The sequence below is a fragment of the Actinosynnema sp. ALI-1.44 genome (assembly GCF_001984155.1).
Classification (GTDB): Bacteria; Actinomycetota; Actinomycetes; order Mycobacteriales; family Pseudonocardiaceae; genus Kibdelosporangium.
Genome location: NZ_MTQO01000038.1, coordinates 219590 through 240048 on the forward strand (window position 1 = coordinate 219590; position 20459 = coordinate 240048).

Sequence of the window (20459 nt, forward strand, 5' to 3'; positions counted from 1 at the left end):
TTCCGGCCTGCTCACGGGGTGGGCGCGCAAGCCGCGATGAACCGCAGCACGCGTTCGTTGACCTCGTCGGGAGACTCGGCCGAGATCGAGTGCGTGGCGTCTGGCCACAGTTCGGCCTGGATGCCTGGTATCAGCCGTTGGGCCCGTGCGTGTGCCGCGGCGGGGTGGTGGATGACACTGCGTCCCGCGATCAGCGCCAGCATCGGTACGGAGATGGACCGCAGCTGCTCGTCGCTGAAGTACGCGGGCATGGCGGTGCGGACCCGGTGGTGGTGCAGACCCGCCTCGATCACCTCGGAGACCGGATCCTTCTCGGGCACCTGGTCGCTGCCCGAGATCCACCGCAGGAACGCCGGACGAGCCCAACGCGAGACCACGGGCAGCATGCTGAGCACCGAGCGGATGATCAGCCCGGCCGGGAACCGGCCGAACGTGTTCGCCGGATCCAGCACGCTCACCGAAGCCAGCCGGTCGGGCCTGCGCACGGCGAGGTTGCACGTCAGCCACCCGCCGAAGGAGACGCCGACCAGGTGAACCCGGTCCAGTCCGAGGCCGTCGAGCGTCTGGTCCAGCCACACCGCCTGGTCCTGGGCGGTGTCGATGGGCGCGGTCTGGGTGCTGCGCCCGGCCTCGCCGATCGGATCGACCGCGTACACCGGGTGCCGCGCCATCAGCCCGGAAACGTTGGCGCTCCACATGATCGGTGTACCTGCCCGGCCGGGCAGCAACGCGATCGGCTCGCCATCGGCGTCGCCGAAGCGGTACACCTTGGCTGTGCCGTAGCCGGTCCTGACGTCGTGCTCGCCTGCCGGCGTCGGCATCGTGCGCAGTCCGGCGTCGTAGACCCGGTAGTAGTCGGCTTGTCCTTGCGGCGAGGTGAACCGGCTTGTCCCCATGCGATCGGATCGTAAAAGCAGCTCGCGATTTTTGCAATCCGATCGTATGATGAAAACGTGCCGAAGATCGTCGACCACGACCAGCGCCGCAGGCAGCTCATCGACGCGCTCTGGCGGATCGCCGGCCGCGACGGCCTCGAAGCGGTCAGCCTCGGCCAGGTCGCCGCCGAGGCCGGGGTGTCGAAAGGCCTTGTCCAGCACTACTTCCGCAGCAAGGACGAGATGCTCACGCACGCGACGACGTCCCTGCGTGAGCGCGTCGAGCAGCGGATCGTCGCGCGAGCGGCGTCCGGCCAGTTGCGTGCCATCCTGTTGGCGTTCCTGCCGATCGACCAGGACAGCCGGACGGAGATGTTGGTGGCCAACGCCTTCTTCTTCCGCGCGTTGCGCGACCCCGCGCTGGCCGAGCGGTTCGAGACCGGCAACGCCGGGCTGCGCAGGGCCGTCAGCGAGCAGATCGCCGCCGCCCAGGACCGCGGCGAGATGGCCTCGGACCTCGATCCCGACCAGGAAGCCACCATCCTGCTCGCGTTGGTCGACGGCCTGGCCTCGAGCGTCCTCATGGGACACCACACACCGGAGTCGGCCGAAGCGGCGCTGAACCACCAACTGGCCAGGCTCGAAGCCTAAGTGGTCACGACCGGAAGTCTGTCGAGATCCCCAACGAACTTCCGATCGCACCCACTAAGCCAGGCCCGCGGCGATCGCGACAGCCTCGTCCCACTCCGGGTCGGCGTAATAGTCGGAATGCCGCCGGACACCCGGCGACCAGCGCAAACCAGGGACAGCCTGTAGCTGCGGATCCGGTAGCCAATGATCGCTGCCCAGGACGAGCGCACCGGACTCACCGACCTTGGCCGGGCTGAGCGGACCGGAACTGCCGTCCGGCCGGAACCCCATGCCGATCATCTTCGAGTCGTACACCTGGCGGCGCCACGTGGTCACGGCACCGCCCAAAGGATCCGTGCCACGGCACAACGCGCGCCAGCGACCGTCGAGTTCGCCGTGCAGTTCCGCCAACGACCGGTGTGGCACGACACTGGGGAACGCGCGCGGATACGCCCACTGCAAAGGAGATCCGGCAGTGATGAGACCAACGCGCTCACGGTCCTGCGGCGGCAGCGTCTCCATCAGCCGTGCCACGGTGACGATCGCGATCAGGCTGCCGTGGCTGTGCCCGGTGATCACGACACGCGTGTTGCGGTCCGCCAAGTGCGTCGCGGCCCGTGCGGTCAGCTCCGGAATCACCTTCAGCGCGTAGCACGGCGGCACGAACGGGTGCGACTCCCGCGGCCAGAAGCACGCCAGGTCGGCGAGGATGCCCAGCGTCCTGGCCAGGTCCGGGCGTCTGATCGCCTGGTACACGGCACGCATCAGCGCCACCGCAAGGAAACCCAAGCTGAACACGCCGACCGCGGCGAACGGGCCCATCCACTCCGGCGGCCCGAAGTCGCGCAACCGCATCCAGATCGACACGGCCGCACCGGCCGCCAACGCGGTTCCACACGCGATCAGCACGTGGTGCAGGTGATTGCGTTGGAAACGGCCGTTGCGCCAGGCGCGAGTCGCCGTCGCCTGCTCCGCGGGTGGCGAATCCGCGTGCAGCAGCCCACTTTCCGGGGGTTGGGCGCCGCGCCGGTCGTTGCGCCACCGGTGCACGCCGGTGATCGACCCGAGCAGCAAGCCGATCGCGAGCGCGAACGCCGCCGAGACGCCCCACAACAGCGTTACCGGCTCATAGCCGCCCGGCAGCTCCAAATCTCCGCTGCCCAGCAGTTTCCGGACGGCGATCGCGATCCCCGCGCCGAACCCGCCGCCCAGCAGCGCGGCGATGACCAGCACGATCGGTGACATCCAGCCGCCTGCCCACGGCCGCAGCTCGCGCGGCTGCTCCGCCCAGAACTCCCGCCGCGCGATCCACGCCGCGGGGATCAGCACCAGGCCGAACAGCACGCACACCACCACGAGCGCCGCCGCCGTGCCCTCGATGGTGATGTCGGTGCCGGTGAGCCGGGTGGGCAGCGGGTCCTGCGTGACGGCCGTGCTGAGCACCAGCAGCAAGCTGATGATCAACAGCACCCGGCGCGTGACCTTGCCCAACGCGATCCGCAGCCAGCGGCCCGCGCGATGCGGGGACGCACCGGTCGGATCGTCCAACAGCAGCACACCGAGCGCGGCGAGCACCACAATGGACAGTGCGACCAGCCACTGCGTGGTCACCACCGGCGAAGCCGCGAACGGCCCACCGGCCGGGAGCAACGCCAGCACCGCGAGCCCGGCCACGGTGTGCAGCGCGCGCAACGTGGGCGTGTCCGGGTCGGCGACCAGGTTCGCGCCGGGCATCCGCCGCGGCCGGTTGCCCGGCACCGGGCTGGGCAACGGCGGCGCGTTCACCCGCCACGCGACCGAGGAGACCCGGCCGAGCACCAGCACGACCAGCGTCGCGGGCAGCAGACCGGCGATCGCTCGAAAACCGCGCAACTCCCGTAGCCAGTCCGGCACGACCGACGACAGGCACGGCGACCCGGGTGCGAGGCATTGCGCGGCCAGCAGATCAAGACTGACCACGGCGACCTGAGTGACGAAGAGCACAGTGAGCAGCAGCGCCGCGAGTCGCAGCAACGAGCGCCCGACCAGGCCCAACGCCGCCGCGGCCCGGTTGTCGTGCGGCACCGGCGGCAACATCCAGTGCGCCATGTTGGCGAGGACGAACGGGAACATCAGTGCCCAGGTGGACTTGCCGACACCGCCGGAGGTCATCCCACTCCAGAGGTAACCCTCGACGGTTCGGGGCACCGACCGTGCGCTCGCGTGCAGCATCGGACCGGGTCCCGGGCGGCGCAACCGGTCGGCAGGGCGCACGATCCGGCCGACGCCGTCACCGGCGACGTCCACCGCGGCGACCGCTCCGACCAGGGATTCCGCGGTCGTGCCCATGATGCCGTGCACGCGCAACTCCACGACCCGCGTGTCGGATCCAGGCATCAGCAAGGCGACTCCGTTGAGTGTCGAGGCTCCACCGCGTGCACGACGGTACTGTTCGGCGTGACGAGTTTGGAGGGAACAGGGCGATGACCGCTGAAGACACGCGGAACGTGACCGGAGCCCGGTACGCCGGAAAGATCGGCGACATCGACTTCGCCGTGGCCGATCTTTCGCTGGCCGAGTTCGGGCGCAAGGAGATCCGGCTGGCCGAGCACGAGATGCCGGGTTTGATGGCGCTGCGGCGTGAGTACTCCGAGGTCTACCCGTTGCGTGGCGCCCGGGTCTCCGGCTCGCTGCACATGACGGTGCAGACCGCGGTGCTGATCGAGACGCTGGTGGCGTTGGGCGCGGAGGTCCGTTGGGCCTCGTGCAACATCTTCTCCACGCAGGACCACGCGGCGGCCGCGGTCGTGGTGGGGCCGCACGGCACCGTGGAAGAGCCCAAGGGCGTGCCGGTGTACGCCTGGAAGGGCGAGACGCTGCCGGAGTACTGGTGGTGCACCGAGCAGATGCTGACCTGGCCGGACGGCAAGCAGCCGAACATGCTCCTCGACGACGGTGGCGACGCGACGCTGTTGGTGCACAAGGGCAAGGCCTACGAGGCCGCCGGTGTGGTGCCCAACGCGGAGGAGGACGACCCGGAGGAGTGGCAGGTCATCCTCGAGACCCTGCGCGCCTCGCTCTCGGCGGACCCGGCCAAGTGGACCCAGGTCGCGAACGAGATCAAGGGTGTCACCGAGGAGACCACCACCGGCGTGCTGCGGCTGTACCAGCTGGCGGCGGCGGGTGAGCTGCTGTTCCCGGCGATCAACGTCAACGACGCGGTGACCAAGTCGAAGTTCGACAACCGCTACGGCATCCGGCACTCGTTGATCGACGGGATCAACCGGGGCACGGATGTCCTGATCGGCGGCAAGGTCGCGGTGGTCTGCGGGTACGGCGACGTCGGCAAGGGCGCGGCGGAGTCGCTGCGCGGCCAGGGCGCGCGGGTGATCGTGACCGAGATCGACCCGATCTGCGCGTTGCAGGCCGCGATGGACGGCTACGCGGTGCGCAAGCTGGAGACGGTGATCGGTGAGGCGGACATCGTGATCACCACCACGGGCAACAAGGACGTGGTGACCGTGGATCACATGTCGCAGATGAAGCACCAGGCGATCCTCGGCAACATCGGGCACTTCGACAACGAGCTCGACATGGCCGGTCTGGCGCGGTACCCGGGCATCCGGCGGGTCAACATCAAGCCGCAGGTCGACGAGTGGGTGTTCCCGTCCGGCCGGACGATCATCGTGCTGTCCGAGGGACGCCTGCTCAACCTGGGCAACGCGACCGGGCACCCGTCGTTCGTGATGTCGAACTCGTTCTCCAACCAGGTGATCGCCCAGATCGAGCTGTTCACCAAGAACGAGGAGTACGACAAAGAGGTCTACCGGCTGCCGAAGAAGCTCGACGAGTACGTGGCCAAGATCCACCTCGAGGCCCTCGGCGGCGAGCTGACCAAGCTCTCCAAGGAGCAGGCCGAGTACATCGACGTCGACGTCGAAGGCCCGTTCAAGCCGGAGCACTACCGGTACTGACGTGTTGGCAACCAATGTGGCCTTCGTAGCGGAAAACGCAACGAAGGCCACATTGGTTGCACACCGAAGCGGGGCGGCTAAGTCCACTCGATGAGGATTTCCGCGAGGCCGGCCGGGAGATTGGTGAAGTAACCACTGGTCACCCGGCCGATCCCGCACACCAGGCCCTCGGTGCCGATCGGTTCGGCGCCCTCGCCCCTGCGGTACTGCCGCGTCACCCGCGCGGGCATCGCCTTGCGGTGGAACGCGTGCTGCACCAGGTAAGTGCCCACACCACGCAGGAACGTCCGCTCCATGCCCGGCGACGGGCCACCGGAGCCGTCGACGATCGTGAAGCAGAAGACGTGCGTCTCGCCCTCCGCGAGCCTGCGGTCGAACAACAACTCCATCGCCATCACCCCGGACTCGGCGCTGCGCCGGACCCGGCCGAGCCTGCACCCCTCCGCCGTGGTGATCTCGGCGCGGTCGATCATGCAGCCCGCGTCGCCGCCGTTCGTGGCGAAGTACCGGTCCGGCCCCGACCGCGCCGCCGTCACGACGAACCGCGTGGTCTGTGAACGCTGCTCGCGGTGCGGCCCGAGCTGGATGTAGTCGTGCACCGAGTCGATCCGCAGGTCGGCGTTCGTCTTCGTCTCCGGTGCCGCGTCGAACTCCGCGAGCAACGCGGGCGCGTCCTGCCAGATCCGGCTGACCTCGGTGAACTTCGGCACGACCTCGTCGGCCTTGCCCGACCGCGGCCGCGGCCCGATCAACACGACCAACGAGTCCGACGGCAGCCGCAGCACGGTCTCCAGCGCGCGGACGGTGTCGATCGACCGGGGCACCTCGGGGTGCCGCAGGCCGCGTTGCCAGTAGCTGAGGGTGGACTGGCCGATCTTCACGCCGAGCCGGTCGAGGTGGGCCGTGATCCTCGTCAACGACAGGCCGCGGTACTCGATCGCCTCTCTGAGCGCACGGTGGAAGGGCCCGTAACGCAGCGCGTCGCCGAGTCGCTCAGGCAGTGGCCCGTTGTCCAACCTTGCTCCAATCGAACCAGCGTTCACGGGGTGTGAATGAACCGTGAACGTTCACAGTAGTTCCTCGTGGGAACGAGAGATAGGGGCGAACGATCCCCCTGCGTGCCAGGTGGGGTTGCCCTGAGGGATCACCCGATCGCACTGTGTTGTTCATCAAGCCGTGCCGGGGAGATCCAACCGGACCCTGCAACCGGAGAAGAGCTCCCAGGCCGGCACGTTGAGGGCGAGAAGGGACCCAAGCCCATGTCGGCACTCGGGATCACGCGGCGTCTGCCCGCGACCGCGACCCTGGGTGTCGTCCTCGCCCTCGGCACGGCCCAGCCGGCCGTTGCCGAACCGGCGCCGATGGCAAAAGTGATCGCCAGGGGTGAACGTGAGGTGGTAGCCGATCAGGCGTCCGCCGCGCGGGATCTGCTGCTCCTCATGGCGGCTATGGGCGGTCTTGTCATCGGCGCCGGAGGCGTGCTCATGGCACGCGGTACACGCCAGTGAAGGCGTGATCTCGTAAAGCCGGACCGAGGGGTGGTGTGTTGGGACGGCGTCCCGCCCCAACACAGCCGGAGTCCCTGACCGTCCTATTCGGACATAAAGGTGCCAGGCTAGGGTTGCGCCTGTGGGTCGACTCGTTGTCATCGAAGGTCTGGACGGATCAGGCAAACGCACGCTCGGCGCCGCGCTGACCGAAGCGTTCCAACGGCGTGGTGCCAAGGTCACGCAGCACGCCTTCCCGCGCTACGGCGACAGCGTGCACGCGGACCTGGTGAGCGACGCGCTGCACGGGCGTCTCGGCGACGTGGCCGACTCCGTGCACGGCATGGCTGTCCTGTTCGCACTCGACCGGCACGGCGCGCGGGACGCGCTGCTGCGTGACATCGAGGACTTCGACGTCGTGCTCGTCGACCGGTACATCGCGTCGAACGCGGCCTACCAGGCGGCACGGCTGCACCAGGACGAGCACGGCGAGATCGTCGAGTGGATCCGCGTGCTCGAGGTCGAGCGGTTCGGCCTGCCCGTGCCGGACCGCCAGCTGCTGCTGCGGGTGCCCGTCGACCTCGCCGCGACTCGCGCCGAGACCCGCGACCGGGTCCGGGACACGTACGAAAAGGACGGCGGCCTGCAGGCCCGCTGTGCCGCCGTCTACGACGGACTGGCTCGCGTCGGCTGGCTCGCGCCGTGGCAGGTCCTCGACGGCAGCACTGACCAGGACTTCGACCAGCTCAGCGGCGCCCTGTTGGTCGACGAGTAACACACTGGGCCGCAGATTCGGATAGGTCATCATCCAAGGCCGCACAGACGAGCGCAGCGTGGCGATCGAATGGAGTGAACGGGTGATACAACCGCAAGATCAGCGGGTTGTGCACGTCACCGTCAGTGAGAGTGCGACGATGGGGGGCATGAAGGCACGCGTGCTGGTTGTGGACGACGACCCGGCCCTCGCCGAGATGCTGACGATCGTGCTCCGCGGTGAGGGTTTCGACACCGCGGTCGTGGCCGACGGCTCCCGCGCGCTCCCCGCGCTGCGCGAGCTCAAGCCCGACCTGGTGCTGCTCGACCTGATGCTGCCCGGCATGAACGGCATCGACGTCTGCAAGGCGATCAGAGCGGAGTCGGGCGTCCCGATCGTCATGCTGACCGCCAAGAGCGACACCGTCGACATCGTGCTCGGGCTGGAGTCCGGCGCCGACGACTACGTGGTGAAACCGTTCAAGCCCAAGGAGTTGGTGGCCAGGGTGCGGGCGCGGATGCGCCGCACCGAGTCCGAGCCCGCCGAGGTGCTCGCGATCGGCGACCTGACCATCGACGTCCCCGGCCACGAGGTGACCCGCGAGGGCAAGGCGATCCAGCTGACCCCGCTCGAGTTCGACCTGCTGGTGGCGCTGGCCCGCAAGCCGCGCCAGGTGTTCACCCGCGAGGTCCTGCTCGAGCAGGTGTGGGGCTACCGCCACGCTGCGGACACCAGGCTGGTGAACGTGCACGTCCAGCGGTTGCGCTCGAAGGTCGAGAAGGACCCGGAGCACCCCGAGGTCGTGCTGACGGTGAGGGGCGTCGGATACAAGGCGGGCCCTCCGTGATACTGGGTAGATGAAGCGTTTCTTCGCGCGGTCCAGCAGGCTGGTGATCCGGCAGCTGGGCCGCGCGGTGGCGTTCTGCCGCGAGCGTGCCAAGGCGTTCAGCGAGCTGTGGCGGCGGTCGCTGCAGGTCCGTGTCGTGGTGAGCACGCTCGCGCTCTCGTCTGCCGTGGTGTTCGTGCTGGGCCTGGTGCTGCAGAACCAGATCAGCGACCGGCTGCTGTCCAGCAAGCAGGAAGCCGCGATCGCGCAGACGCACATCGCCGTCGGCATCGCCAACAGCGAACTGCTCGGCGTGAACGTGCTGTCCGACGGTTTCCGCGAACGCCTCAGCGGCGCCGTCAACAGGTTGTCCAGCACAGCGGCGGACGAGGAAGGCGGCGACTCGGTCGCGGGCGCGTTCGACCCGATCATCGCCTACGACGGCGAGGACGTGGCGGACCCGATCAACGCGGGCCCGAACTACGCCGACGTCCCGCAGTCGCTGCGCGCGTACGTGCAGAAGGGCCAGGTCGCGCGGCAGATCGCCACGGTCGACCGCAACAGCGTGCGCACCACGTTCCTGTTCATCGGCGCCCCGGTGACCAGTGCGAACCGGCCGCTGCAGCTGTACCTGCTGTTCCCGCTGACCACCGAGCAGAACACGGTCGACGTCGTGCAGAGCACGCTGATGGTGGGCGGTCTTGTACTGCTCCTGCTGCTCGCGGGCATCGCCAACCTCGTGACCAGGCAGGTCGTCCGGCCGGTGCGGCGCGCCGCGGAGGCCTCGGAACGGTTCGCCGCCGGTGAGCTCGACGAACGCATGGCCGTCATCGGCGAGGACGACGTGGCCAAACTGGCCGACTCGTACAACCAGATGGCCGAGAGCATCAAGTACCAGATCCGGCAGCTGGAGGAGTTCGGCCAGCTGCAGCGCAGGTTCACCTCGGACGTCTCGCACGAGCTGCGCACGCCGTTGACGACCGTGCGGATGGCCGCGGACGTGCTGCACGCCTCCCGCGCCCAGTTCCCCGCCGGGCTGGCGCGGTCGACCGAACTGCTGGTCGACGAGCTCGACCGGTTCGAGTCGCTGCTCGGCGACCTGCTGGAGATCTCCCGGCTCGACGCGGGCGTGGAGGAACTGGTCGCCGAGATCACCGACGTCCGCGCGATCGCCAAGCGCGCGCTGGACGCCGTGCGGGTGGTCGCCGACAACGCGGGCAGCCGGATCGAACTGGAGCTGCCCGCCGCGCCCGCGACCGCCGAGGTCGACGCGCGGCGGATCGAACGCGTCCTGCGCAACCTCCTGGCCAACGCGGTCGACCACGGCGAAGGCCACCCGGTCCGGCTGCGGCTGGCGTTCGACGACACCACGCTGGCGGTTGCCGTCCGCGACTACGGCGTCGGGCTGCGGCAGGGCGAGGCCGACCTGGTGTTCAACAGGTTCTGGCGGGCCGACCCGTCCCGCAACAGGCACACCGGCGGCACCGGGCTCGGCCTGGCGATCAGCGTCGAGGACGCCCGGTTGCACGGCGGACGCCTCGAAGCGTGGGGTGAGCCGGGCCGCGGCGCGAACTTCCGGTTGCTGCTGCCGCGTCACCAGGACGTCGAGATGGGCGAGAGCCCGTTGCCGCTGCGGCCGGAGGACGACGTGCCCGCCGAGCCATCGCTGGAGGAGGTCCGGTGATCCGCCGGTTGGTTCTCGTACTCGGCTGCCTGCTGGTGGTGGCCTCCTGCGCCAACATCCCCAAGCAGACGAACGCGCAGGTGATCCCGAACCCCGCGTCGCAGCCCCAGCAGAAGATCGAGCTGCCGGACAAGGACGCCAGCCCGATCACCGTGGTCCGCCGGTTCGTCGAGGCCAGCGGCGAGACCGCGGTCGCCGAGGCGTACCTGACCGAGGACGCCAGACGGCTGTGGCGCCCGGACAACCAGCTGACCATCATCGAGAACGAGTTCAGCACGGTGCCCCAGCCGCAGGGAAAGGACGGCGACCCCAACCGCACCACCGTCGAGGTGAAAGCGACCTCCAAGGGCTGGCTGGACTCCCGCAAGTCGTTCGTGGCGCAGACCGGGGCGCAGACCGCGACGGTCAAGCTGACCAAGCAGGAAGGCCAGTGGCGCATCAGCGAGGCGCCCGGCAACGTGCTCATCCCGATCTCGGTGTTCAACAACCACTACCGCGCGGTCAAGCTCTACTTCTACGACAGCGCCTCCCGTGAGGTGCCAGTCCCCGACCAGCGCTACCTGCCCGGTGCGCCGCAGCCCGCGGCGAGCGAGATCGTCGGCCTGCTCCTGCAAGGCCCGGCTTCGGCGTTGCAGGGCGCGGTCCGCAGTGCCCTGCCGTCCTCGGCCGTGCAACGCACGAACGTCACGCCGTCGAGAGACGGCGCGACCGTCGTGAACCTGGGCCAACTGGGCAACGTGTCCACCGAGGAGAAACGGGCGATCGCGATCCAGATCGTGCTGTCCCTGCAGGACGTGGCGGCCACGACCGTCCGGCTGCAGGTCGAGGGCCTGCCGCTGGTGCCGGACCAGCCGGACTGGAAAGTCAGCGACATCCTGCCCGACAGCGACCGGACCACCCCGAAAGCCCAGCTCACCGGCATGATGGTGGTCGGCAACCGGATCAAGGAGCTGCGAGACGGCAAGCAGATCAACAACCCGGCGGGTGACGGCTCGTACCACGTCGAGAGCGCGGCCCAGTCCGTCGACGGATCGCAGCTGGCCGTGGTCGAACGGCTGAACTCCGGCGACCTGCAGCTGCGCGTCGGCGCCCTCACCGAGGGCCTGCGCCAGACCAACGTCACCGGCAAGGAGATGACCCGCCCGACCTGGCAGTTCGCCGTGGCGTCGAACGAGATCGGCAACGAGGTCTGGGTGGTCGTCGACGGCACCATCACCCGCGCGGTCCGCACCCGTGAAGGGCCGTGGCTGTCGTTGCCGGTGAACGGATCGGAGCTGGAACGCTTCGGCAAGATCACCGAGCTGCGGCTGTCGCGCGACGGCGTCCGGGTGGCGGTGGTGGCGGGCGGCAAGCTCTACGTCGGCTCGGTCGGCCGCACCCAGGGCACCACCAACGTCGCCATCACCTCGCCGAAGCCGCTGCTGCCGTCGGTGACGAACGTCGTCAGCGTGGACTGGTTGGACCCGAGCCGTGTCGTCGCCGCGACGAACACGCCGAACGGCCTGGTCTGGCAGGTCCCGGTGGACGGGATCGAGGCGCAGCGCTACAGCCTCGCGAACCTGACGGCCCCGCTGACGTCGGTCACGGCGGCTCCGAGCCGTCAGGTCGTCGTGACGGACGCCGTGGGGATGTGGACAGTGTCGGAGGTCGGCCAGGTCTGGCTGCCCCACCCGCAGAGCCAGGGCCCCACTGCCCGCCCCTTCTACCCAGGCTGAGCACCTGGAGTGTCGGTGGTCGCTGCCATGCTGCGCCGGTGTTCAAGGCGTTGGCTGAGCTGCTGGTTCCGTCGTGCTGCGCGGGTTGTGACACGCCTGGCGACGCGCTCTGCGGCGACTGCAAGACAAGCATGTCCGGCCTCCGGGTGATCCACCGAAGCGAGGACATGCCCCCGGTGTATGCCCTGGGCCGGTACACCGGCGTCGCCCGGCGAGCGGTGATCGCGTACAAGGAGCGCGGCAGGCGGGAGCTCGCGGCAACTTTCGGCGGCCTGCTCACCGACGCGCTCCGGAAGCTCCCCCCGGCTGATCTCGTGCCGGTGCCGTCCCGGCCGCGGGCGGTGCGTGCCAGGGGTTTCGAGCACATGGCTTTGGTCGCCGCGCACACCACGGCTGCCGTCCGGCCGGTGCTGCGGCTGGATCGCCGGGTGCGGGACTCGGTCGGTCTCGACGCGGACCAACGGGCGGGCAACCTCGCCGGGAGGCTCACGTGCGTGCCCACTCGTGCGAAGGTCATCTTGATCGATGACGTTGTTACCACGGGCGCCACGGCTACAGCCTGTTGCAGTGCCCTCACCAGGGCGGGAGCCGTCGTTCTCGCCGTTGTTGCGCTGACTGCTACCTAGATCCGATTCATACCCCCACATGGGTGATTACCCATCGGGAACCAAGATCGGTATTCGGCCGTTGAAACGGTATGGAAAGCCGGGATGAACGGCCGGTGGGTCCGTTGGAGGGACAACGCGACCCATCCGAGTCAGCCCGGACAGCGACCGTGCTGGGCCGGTCGATCCTCCACAAGGGTGAAAACCACCCTCTTCGAGTGGACTCTCCGCCGACACTGGAGTACAGCGGGGCACGTTTTCCTGTGGTCGGCGTCACTCTCCGTCGTTGCGAGAGTTCGCCCGCCATGGGGACTGTTGCTCAACCGCAACCAGGGCTAACGTGCTGCGCTATCAGCCCCGGCATGAGGGAGGAGGCGATCAGCCCATGACCCTGGCGCCGGCGGGGAGCTGAACCCAACAGAGGCAACGGTTCGGCTCGGCAGGACCCCGAGCGCCACGTTTTCGCCGATCAGATGGCTCGCAGAAAACAGCGAGGAGGTCGTGTATGGACATCGTCGTCAAGGGGCGAAACGTCGAAGTACCCGATCACTACCGGGTGCACGTGACGGACAAGCTCGCCCGACTGGAGCGGTACGACAAGAAAGTCATCCGCTTCGATGTTGAGTTGTTCCACGAGCCCAACCGCAGGCAGATGAAGAACTGCCAGCGCGTGGAGATCACCGCCAAGGTCAGGGGACCTGTGGTCCGTTCCGAGGCGTGCGCGGGCGACTTCTACGCCGCGCTCGACTCAGCGGTGAACAAGCTCGAGAACAGGTTGCGCAGACTGCATGACCGCAGGCGTGTGCACTACGGGCGACGCAGCCCGACCTCGATGGCGGAGGCGACAGCCACGTCAGCGCTCGGCTCCGTTGACGCTGCGCCGGAACTGCGCGCGCGCAACATGACCAACAGCCAGCGTGCCGCACAGACCGCGGTGCTGGAAGCGCCGGAGTACGAGGGTGTCGTACCCGAGCAGCGTTGGGACGACGGTCTGGAAGACCCCAGGCCAGGACGCGTGGTGCGGGAGAAGGAGCATCCCGCGACTCCCATGAGTGTCGACCAGGCTCTGTACCAGATGGAGCTGGTCGGGCACGACTTCTTCCTCTTCTTCGACGTCGAAGCGGGCCGGCCGAGCGTGGTCTACCGCCGCAAGGGCTTCGACTACGGCGTCATCAGAATGTCCTAGACCTCACCTCTCCACGACCGAGTGAACGCCCCCGGGAACCCTTGCGGATCCCGGGGCGTTCTTTTTGGTGGAGCACGGTCGTACGACGCACGGCCGTGCACCGTGTCATGCCCGTTCCCTACGATGGGGGAGAGGTGCCCTGTCGGCGGGCGCACAGTCGATCACGTAATGAGGTCAGGGCAACATGGTGCTGGCTCGGATACTCCGTGCGGGCGAAGGCAAGACGCTCAAGCGCTTGCGCAACATCACTGCGCACATCAACGCCCTCGAAGAGGACGTCGTCAACCTCACCGACGAGGAACTGCGCGCCAAAACCGCCGAGTTCAAGAGTCGCTACCAAGAGGGCGAAGACCTCGACGACCTGCTGCCCGAGGCGTTCGCCGTGGTCAGGGAGGGCGCCAAGCGGGTGCTCAACCAGCGGCACTACGACGTGCAGATCATGGGTGGCGCCGCGCTGCACCTCGGCATGGTCGCCGAGATGAAGACCGGTGAGGGCAAGACCCTGACCTGCGTGCTGCCCGCGTACCTCAACGCGCTGGCCGGCCGCGGCGTGCACGTCGTCACCGTGAACGACTACCTGGTCGAACGCGACGCGGAGTGGATGGGCCGCATCCACCGCTTCCTCGGCCTGACGGTGGGCACGATCCTCTCGGAGAAGACCCCCGAGCAGCGCCGCGAGGCGTACCAGTCGGACATCACGTACGGCACGAACAACGAGTTCGGCTTCGACTACCTGCGCGACAACATGGCGTGGACGATGGACGAGCTCGTCCAGCGCGAGCACTACTACGCCATCGTCGACGAGGTCGACTCGATCCTGATCGACGAGGCCCGCACGCCGCTGATCATCTCCGGCCCGGCCGACCAGTCGTCGCGCTGGTACCAGGAGTTCGCCAGGATGGCGCCGCTGATGCGCCGCGACATCCACTACGAGGTCGACGACCGCAAGCGCACGGTCGGCGTGACCGAGGCCGGTGTCGCGCTGGTCGAGGACCAGCTGGGCATCGAGAACCTGTACGAGTCGGCGAACACGCCGCTGGTCGGGTACCTCAACAACGCGCTGAAGGCCAAGGAGCTGTTCAAGCGCGACAAGGACTACATCGTCCGCAACGAAGAGGTCCTCATCGTCGACGAGTTCACCGGGCGTGTGCTGTCCGGCCGTCGCTACAACGAGGGCATGCACCAGGCCATCGAGGCCAAGGAGCGCGTGGAGATCAAGGCCGAGAACCAGACGCTGGCCACGATCACCCTGCAGAACTACTTCCGGCTCTACGAGAAGCTGTCCGGGATGACCGGTACCGCCCAGACCGAGGCGGCCGAGCTGCACCAGACGTACAAGCTCACTGTGGTGCCGATCCCGCCGAACAAGCCGATGATCCGCAAGGACCAGTCGGACCTGATCTACAAGACCGAACAGGCCAAGTTCGATGCCGTCGCCGAGGACATCGCCGAGCGGCACGAGAAGGGCCAGCCGGTGCTGGTCGGTACCACGAGCGTCGAGCGCTCGGAGTACCTGTCGAAGCTGCTGCTCAAGATGGGCATCCCGCACGAGGTCCTGAACGCGAAGAACCACAAGCGCGAGGCCGCGATCATCGCCCAGGCCGGCCAGAAGGGCGCGGTCACCATCGCGACCAACATGGCCGGTCGTGGTACCGACATCGTGCTCGGCGGTGGCGAGATCCACGTCGACGAGGACGCCGAGTCGGAGGTGCCGGAGGAGGAGCGCGAAGGCGACCTCGCCGGTGACCCGGCGCACGTGCAGGCACACCGCATCGCGACCGAGCGCGCCGAGGAGAAGGCCCGCTCCACTGCGGAGCGCAACACCAAACCGGTCGCGACGGCCGCGCAGGAGGAAGCGCTCGGCAACCTCGGCAAGGTGCTGCGTGAGGTGCTGACCGCGACCGACGCCGTGGCTGAGCAGAAGGTCCTGGTCGCGCGGGTCGGCGGCTCGCAGAAGGTCGAGGAGATCTACTTCAAGCGCCGCGACACGGCCTTCGACCAGTTGGTCATCAAGGTCCGCGACGGCGTGGACCGCGTGCTGCGCCAGCACCGCGACGTCGTCACCGACGGCCTGGCCGAGAAGGCCGCCGACGAGGCGCTGACCGTGGTGAAGAAGCAGACCGAGCGTTCGTCGAAGCGTGACCGTGGCGCTGACGAGGCCAAGCGCGAGGCGAAGCTGGAAGAGGCCGTCGGCTCGGCCGTGTACGACGTCGTGCACAGCTCGCTGTACGACAAGCAGTTCCAGGCCGTCCGCACGTCGATGTTCGACCAGAGCATCTACGACGCGACGTACGACGAGGCGTACGCGACCGCCAGCGCGTCCCGCAACGAGATCGCGGAGCTCGGCGGCCTGTACGTGCTCGGCACGGAACGGCACGAGTCACGCCGTATCGACAACCAGCTGCGCGGTCGTTCAGGCCGTCAGGGCGACCCGGGCGAGTCGCGGTTCTACCTGTCGCTGGGTGACGAGCTCATGCGGCGCTTCAACGCCGTGATGGTCGAGCGCGTGATGACGACCCTGCGCGTGCCGGACGACATGCCGATCGAGGCCAAGATGGTCACGCGCGCGATCAAGAGCGCGCAGACCCAGGTCGAGCAGCAGAACTTCGAGATCCGCAAGAACGTCCTGAAGTACGACGACGTGATGAACGAGCAGCGCAAGGTGATCTACGCCGAGCGCCGCAAGGTCCTCGAGGGCGAGGACGTCCGGCCCGAGATCGAGCAGATGATGCGCGACGTGGTCTCGGACTACATCGACCAGGAGACCTCGGAGGGCTACGCCGAGGACTGGGACCACAAGCGGCTGTGGACGGCGTTCAAGCAGCTCTACCCCGTGAAGGTGACGTGGGAGGACCTGGCCGAGGACGACGAGATGGACCTCGACGCCGAGCACCTGAAGAAGGCGCTCGGTGAGGACATCACAAGCGCGTACCTCGCCCGCGAAGCGGACATCGACGGTCAGTTCGGCGAAGGCACCATGCGGGACCTGGAGCGCCGGATCCTGCTGTCGGTGCTGGACCGCAAGTGGCGTGAACACCTCTACGAGATGGATTACCTGAAGGAAGGCATCGGCCTGCGTGCGATGGCGCAGCGCGACCCGCTGATCGAATACCAGCGGGAAGGCTACGACATGTTCCAGTCGATGCTGGACGGACTGAAAGAGGACACGGTCCAGCACCTCTTCAGCGTCCGGATCGAAGCGGAAGCGCCGCCCCAGCAGATCCAGCAGGCGGAAGTACCCGAAGCCTTCGCCAGGGCGGCACAGGCAGCGCAACAAGTCGCGGCAGCGAACGGCGCGGCCAACGGCCAGGGCCGCCACCGCCTGCAGGACCCGGAGCCCGAGTCCCAGATCCCCCCGGCCCTGCGCGGAGGAGGAGGCGGAGCCCCCCAGCGCCTGAACTACAGCGGCCCAGCGGAAGACGGCGGAGTGGAGTCCCACACGGACGACACAGGAGAAGCCGGAGAAGGCGGCCAGTCCGGAACCCGCCGCGAACGCCGAGCGGCAGCAAGGGCAAACGCGAAGAAGGGCCGAAAAGGCCCCCGCCGCTGACAAGGAAACACAGAACAACACCCCGCTGGGGCGGCCGAACCGGCCGCCCCAGCGGCGTGTCGAGGCATCGACGGCCGCACGCGGTTCGGATCGTGGCCGGGTTCTGCGGCACGGTGGTCTCCGATCGGACAACCTGACCCGACTCACTCGCGATCCCGGCGTATCGCTTTGGCCCGGTGATCATCCGTGCTTGGTGATCAGTGAGCGGGGATGCCGTCCTGTGGACAACCCGGTTGTTCTTGATCTTCACCGGGCTCCGCTGTCGGTGTCGCCTCCTAGGCTGGATTCCGGGGGCCGGAGGCTGGGCCGGAGCCGCCGACACGGCACCGACCGCAGCATCCGGCCTCCGAAGAGCCCCCGGGTTTCCGCTGGTCAGCAATGGATTATTCGGAAGTACACGCAGATCCAGCTGCCCTTCCGGAACTCGAATCTGCACGCGAGGGCTTCCGCGCGGCGCGCTCTTGTCCCGTGGCGTGTCGTCTCCACCAGTCCACAGGTTTCCACTGCGTCCACAGCCGGGCGGCAGCTGTGGATGGATGACAGCTGGTAGCGGATTCCCACCGGCGGTCTGGTGCGCAGGCGGGTGAGGGTCGCTCGGTGGACCGGCGGCGCCACCAGCGTCTCCAGGTGCCCTGGTGGCCTGCGGCCATCGAGGACTTCGAGGATCTTGGTCGCGATCAGCGTGAACCGCGCGTTGTCCGCGGTCACTGGTAGTTCGTGCGCCTGCGCGGCGGGTTCCGGCTGTCTCGTCGCCGGGATCAGGATTTGCCCGTCGATGGGCTCGTAGGTGGTCAGCGGGCGCAGTGTCGGTGTCGTCAAAGCTGTGGCTCCCCGTCGGATCGGTCACCGAACAGAGAGTCCGGGTTGTCCGATCCGGACAGAGTTCCCTCGAACGGATGACACGGCCGCCACGCCCGTAATCATGCGTGTGGAGCAGCGGGGGTCACCGCGTGCGTTTCTAAAATGCCGCCGGGTCGCGGCGGAGGTGTTCGAAACACAGCACTGCCGCCGCGCTCGCCACGTTGAGCGATTCCACGCCGCCGCGCATCGGGATCGACAACCAGGACGTCACGTGCTCCCGCACCTCCGGGCTGACCCCGGCCGTCTCGCTACCAAGCACGAACGCGGCGCGTGCGGGCAACTCGGCGGAGAACAGTGATGTCGGCGCGTCCGCAGCCAACGCGTACAGCGGATACCCCGATGAGCGCAGCTGGGAAGCAGCCTCCGCGGCCGTCGCGCACCGCAGCACAGGCGCGTGGAACGCGACCCCGGCGGACGCCTTCACGACCAGCGGGTCGATCGACGCGACCCCACGCCGCGGCACCACGATCCCGCCCATCCCGGCGGCAGTCGCGGTCCGCAGGATCATGCCCACGTTCGCGGGCGTCGTGATCCCGTCCAGCAGCAACACGCCCCGGGGAGGCCGTGGCCCGGACAACGCGTCCGCCAGCAGCTTCATCCGCGGCGCGACGACGTCCGCCAGCACACCCTGGTCCTGCTTGCCGTTGCCTGCGAGCACCTTCACCCGCTGGGCCGTCGCGCGCTGCACGTCGACGCCCCGCGCGGCGGCGGCGTCCAGGATCTCGCGCGCGGCCGGTCCGCGTGCCGTGTCGGCGAGGACGACCTTGTCCACTTCCAGCGCCGCGTCGCCGAGCGCCTCCAACACCGGCTTGCGGCCGTACACGGTGACGAACCTGTCCTTGGGTGAAGCCATGTGCGCAGAATCCCACGGCGTGCAGATGTGCGACGACCGGGCCACGGTCCGCGATTAAGCTCAGGGTATGCCCGATCGCCTGTCCGCGGTGGACGCCTCGTTCATCTACCTGGAGGACCAGGCGACGCCGATGCACGTCGGCGGGGTCGCCGTGTTCCGCAGTCCTAGGGGCGGGTTCGACTACGACGAACTGGTCGGGATGATCGAGCAGCGCCTCGACCTGATCCCGCGCTACCGCCAGAAGGTCCAGTCCGTGCCCGGTCACCTGGCCAGACCGGTGTGGGTGGACGACCGCGACTTCGACCTGACCTACCACGTGCGGCGGTCCGCGTTGCCCCGTCCGGGCAGCGACGACCAGTTGCACGACCTGGTCGCGCGGCTGATGTCGCGCCCGCTGGACCCGACAAGGCCGCTGTGGGAGACGTACCTGGTCGAGGGGTTGGCACGGGGCCGGTTCGCGATCGTCACCAAGACGCACCTCGCGCTGGTCGACGGGATCGGCACGATCGACATCGGCCAGCTCATCCTGGACACGTCCCCGCAGGTGGGGCACAACAGCGACGGCGCGTGGATCCCGCAGCGCCCGCCGACACAGACCCGGCTCGTGCTCGACGCGCTCACCGACGTCGTCCAGCGGCCGCGTGAGCTGGTCGAGAACGCCCGCGCGGCAGCCGGGGACCTGTTCTCCAGTGCGCTCGTGCAGCGGCTCGCGGACACGGCAGGAGGGCTGGTCACGGCGATCGGCACGGCCAGCACGGCGCCGAGCGGCCCGCTGAACGTCCGGATCTCGCCGCAGCGGCGGTTCGCGGTCGCCAGGACGAGCCTGGACGACTTCAAAGCCATCAGCAGCGAGCACGAGGGCACGGTCAACGACGTCGTGCTGGCCACGCTGGCAGGCGCCTTGCGCACGTGGCTGCTGTCGCGTGGGCAGACGGTCACCTCATCGACGACGCTGCGCGCGTTGGTGCCGTTGGCCGTCCGCGATGACGAGTCCGACGAGACCGTGCCAGGAATGTTGGGCAACACGGTGACGGCCAAGTTGGTGGACCTCCCCGTCGGCGAGCCCAACGCGGTCGTACGGCTGCACCACGTCAGCCACGCGATGCGCGGGCACAACGACTCGGCTCGCAAGGTCGCGGCGGGCGCGTTGCGCAGGATGAGCGGGTTCGCCCCGCCGACGCTGCACTCGCTCGGCGCCCGCGCGGCCGGGTCGTTCTCCCGGAAGATCTTCAACGTGGTGATCACCAACGTGCCGGGCCCGCAGGAGCCGCTGTACGCGGGCAGCGCCAAGATGATCGAGATGTTCCCGGTCGTCCCGCTCGTGCGCAACCAGGCGCTGGCGATCGGGGTGACGTCGTACGACGGTGGCGTCTACTTCGGCCTCAACGGGGACCGGGGTGCCATGTCTGATGTGGACACACTGGCCAGAATGGTCGAGGAGTCCTTGGAAGAACTGCTTTCGACGGTAAGGGTGTGAGGG

General features: G+C 68.4%; 16 protein-coding genes. 11 read left to right on the forward strand and 5 right to left on the reverse strand.

The genetic code is table 11. The annotated features are described in order from the left end of the window. Positions 1-11: 11 nt before the first annotated feature. Entirely contained in the window at positions 12-896 is an 885-nt protein-coding gene (locus ALI144C_RS12755) for an alpha/beta fold hydrolase (RefSeq protein WP_076987285.1), read from the reverse strand. A 57-nt stretch (positions 897-953) separates the two neighbouring features. On the opposite strand from ALI144C_RS12755, the gene ALI144C_RS12760 reads away from it, so the two are divergent. Further along, a complete protein-coding gene (locus tag ALI144C_RS12760; RefSeq protein ID WP_076987286.1) occupies positions 954-1526 on the forward strand; it encodes a TetR/AcrR family transcriptional regulator in 573 nt (190 codons plus the stop codon). Positions 1527-1580: 54 nt separating this feature from the next. Here ALI144C_RS12760 and ALI144C_RS12765 read toward each other — a convergent pair whose 3' ends face one another. Beyond that, on the reverse strand, positions 1581-3881 hold the full coding sequence (locus ALI144C_RS12765) for a lipase family protein (RefSeq protein WP_202818932.1): 2301 nt from the start codon (positions 3879-3881) through the stop codon (positions 1581-1583). An 86-nt stretch (positions 3882-3967) separates the two neighbouring features. Here ALI144C_RS12765 and ahcY point away from each other — a divergent pair, with 86 nt between their 5' ends. Continuing rightward, complete coding sequence (ahcY, locus tag ALI144C_RS12770) at positions 3968-5458, forward strand: adenosylhomocysteinase (protein ID WP_076987288.1); 1491 nt, start codon at positions 3968-3970, stop codon at positions 5456-5458. A 77-nt stretch (positions 5459-5535) separates the two neighbouring features. Here the strand turns inward: ahcY and ALI144C_RS12775 are convergent, their stop codons facing one another. Then, on the reverse strand, positions 5536-6474 hold the full coding sequence (locus tag ALI144C_RS12775; RefSeq protein ID WP_237774114.1) for a helix-turn-helix domain-containing protein: 939 nt from the start codon (positions 6472-6474) through the stop codon (positions 5536-5538). Between the two features lie 243 nt (positions 6475-6717). Here ALI144C_RS12775 and ALI144C_RS12780 point away from each other — a divergent pair, with 243 nt between their 5' ends. From ALI144C_RS12780 to secA, 8 genes are all read left to right on the forward strand, one after another. Next, complete coding sequence (locus ALI144C_RS12780; protein WP_076987290.1) at positions 6718-6966, forward strand: hypothetical protein; 249 nt, start codon at positions 6718-6720, stop codon at positions 6964-6966. 121 nt (positions 6967-7087) lie between these two features. Then, positions 7088-7720, forward strand: a complete 633-nt coding sequence (locus ALI144C_RS12785; protein WP_076987291.1) for a dTMP kinase — start codon at positions 7088-7090, stop codon at positions 7718-7720. A 148-nt stretch (positions 7721-7868) separates the two neighbouring features. Next, a complete protein-coding gene (gene mtrA, locus ALI144C_RS12790; RefSeq protein ID WP_033392556.1) occupies positions 7869-8546 on the forward strand; it encodes an MtrAB system response regulator MtrA in 678 nt (225 codons plus the stop codon). Between the two features lie 10 nt (positions 8547-8556). Continuing rightward, positions 8557-10209, forward strand: coding sequence for an MtrAB system histidine kinase MtrB (gene mtrB / locus ALI144C_RS12795; protein WP_143230610.1), 1653 nt, complete (start codon positions 8557-8559; stop codon positions 10207-10209). After that, positions 10206-11924: an LpqB family beta-propeller domain-containing protein gene (locus tag ALI144C_RS12800; RefSeq protein WP_076987292.1), complete on the forward strand. Its 1719-nt coding sequence runs from the start codon at positions 10206-10208 to the stop codon at positions 11922-11924. The genes mtrB and ALI144C_RS12800 overlap by 4 nt, the downstream gene beginning before the upstream one ends. Before the next feature lie 38 nt (positions 11925-11962). Beyond that, a complete protein-coding gene (locus tag ALI144C_RS12805) occupies positions 11963-12550 on the forward strand; it encodes a ComF family protein (protein WP_193441181.1) in 588 nt (195 codons plus the stop codon). A 484-nt stretch (positions 12551-13034) separates the two neighbouring features. Continuing rightward, the gene (hpf, locus tag ALI144C_RS12810) at positions 13035-13715 is read left to right on the forward strand and encodes a ribosome hibernation-promoting factor, HPF/YfiA family (protein WP_076987293.1); all 681 of its coding nucleotides are present in this window, start codon (positions 13035-13037) and stop codon (positions 13713-13715) included. Between the two features lie 184 nt (positions 13716-13899). After that, on the forward strand, positions 13900-17265 hold the full coding sequence (gene secA, locus ALI144C_RS53115) for a preprotein translocase subunit SecA (protein ID WP_083752979.1): 3366 nt from the start codon (positions 13900-13902) through the stop codon (positions 17263-17265). A 372-nt stretch (positions 17266-17637) separates the two neighbouring features. Here secA and ALI144C_RS12825 read toward each other — a convergent pair whose 3' ends face one another. After that, positions 17638-18084 carry an Rv3235 family protein gene (locus ALI144C_RS12825; protein ID WP_076987294.1) on the reverse strand — a complete coding sequence of 149 codons (447 nt, stop codon included), beginning with the start codon at positions 18082-18084 and terminating at the stop codon, positions 17638-17640. A gap of 139 nt (positions 18085-18223) precedes the next feature. Continuing rightward, positions 18224-18979: a TrmH family RNA methyltransferase gene (locus ALI144C_RS12830; protein WP_076987295.1), complete on the reverse strand. Its 756-nt coding sequence runs from the start codon at positions 18977-18979 to the stop codon at positions 18224-18226. A gap of 67 nt (positions 18980-19046) precedes the next feature. On the opposite strand from ALI144C_RS12830, the gene ALI144C_RS12835 reads away from it, so the two are divergent. Then, positions 19047-20456: a WS/DGAT/MGAT family O-acyltransferase gene (locus ALI144C_RS12835; protein WP_076987296.1), complete on the forward strand. Its 1410-nt coding sequence runs from the start codon at positions 19047-19049 to the stop codon at positions 20454-20456. Positions 20457-20459 lie beyond the last annotated feature (3 nt).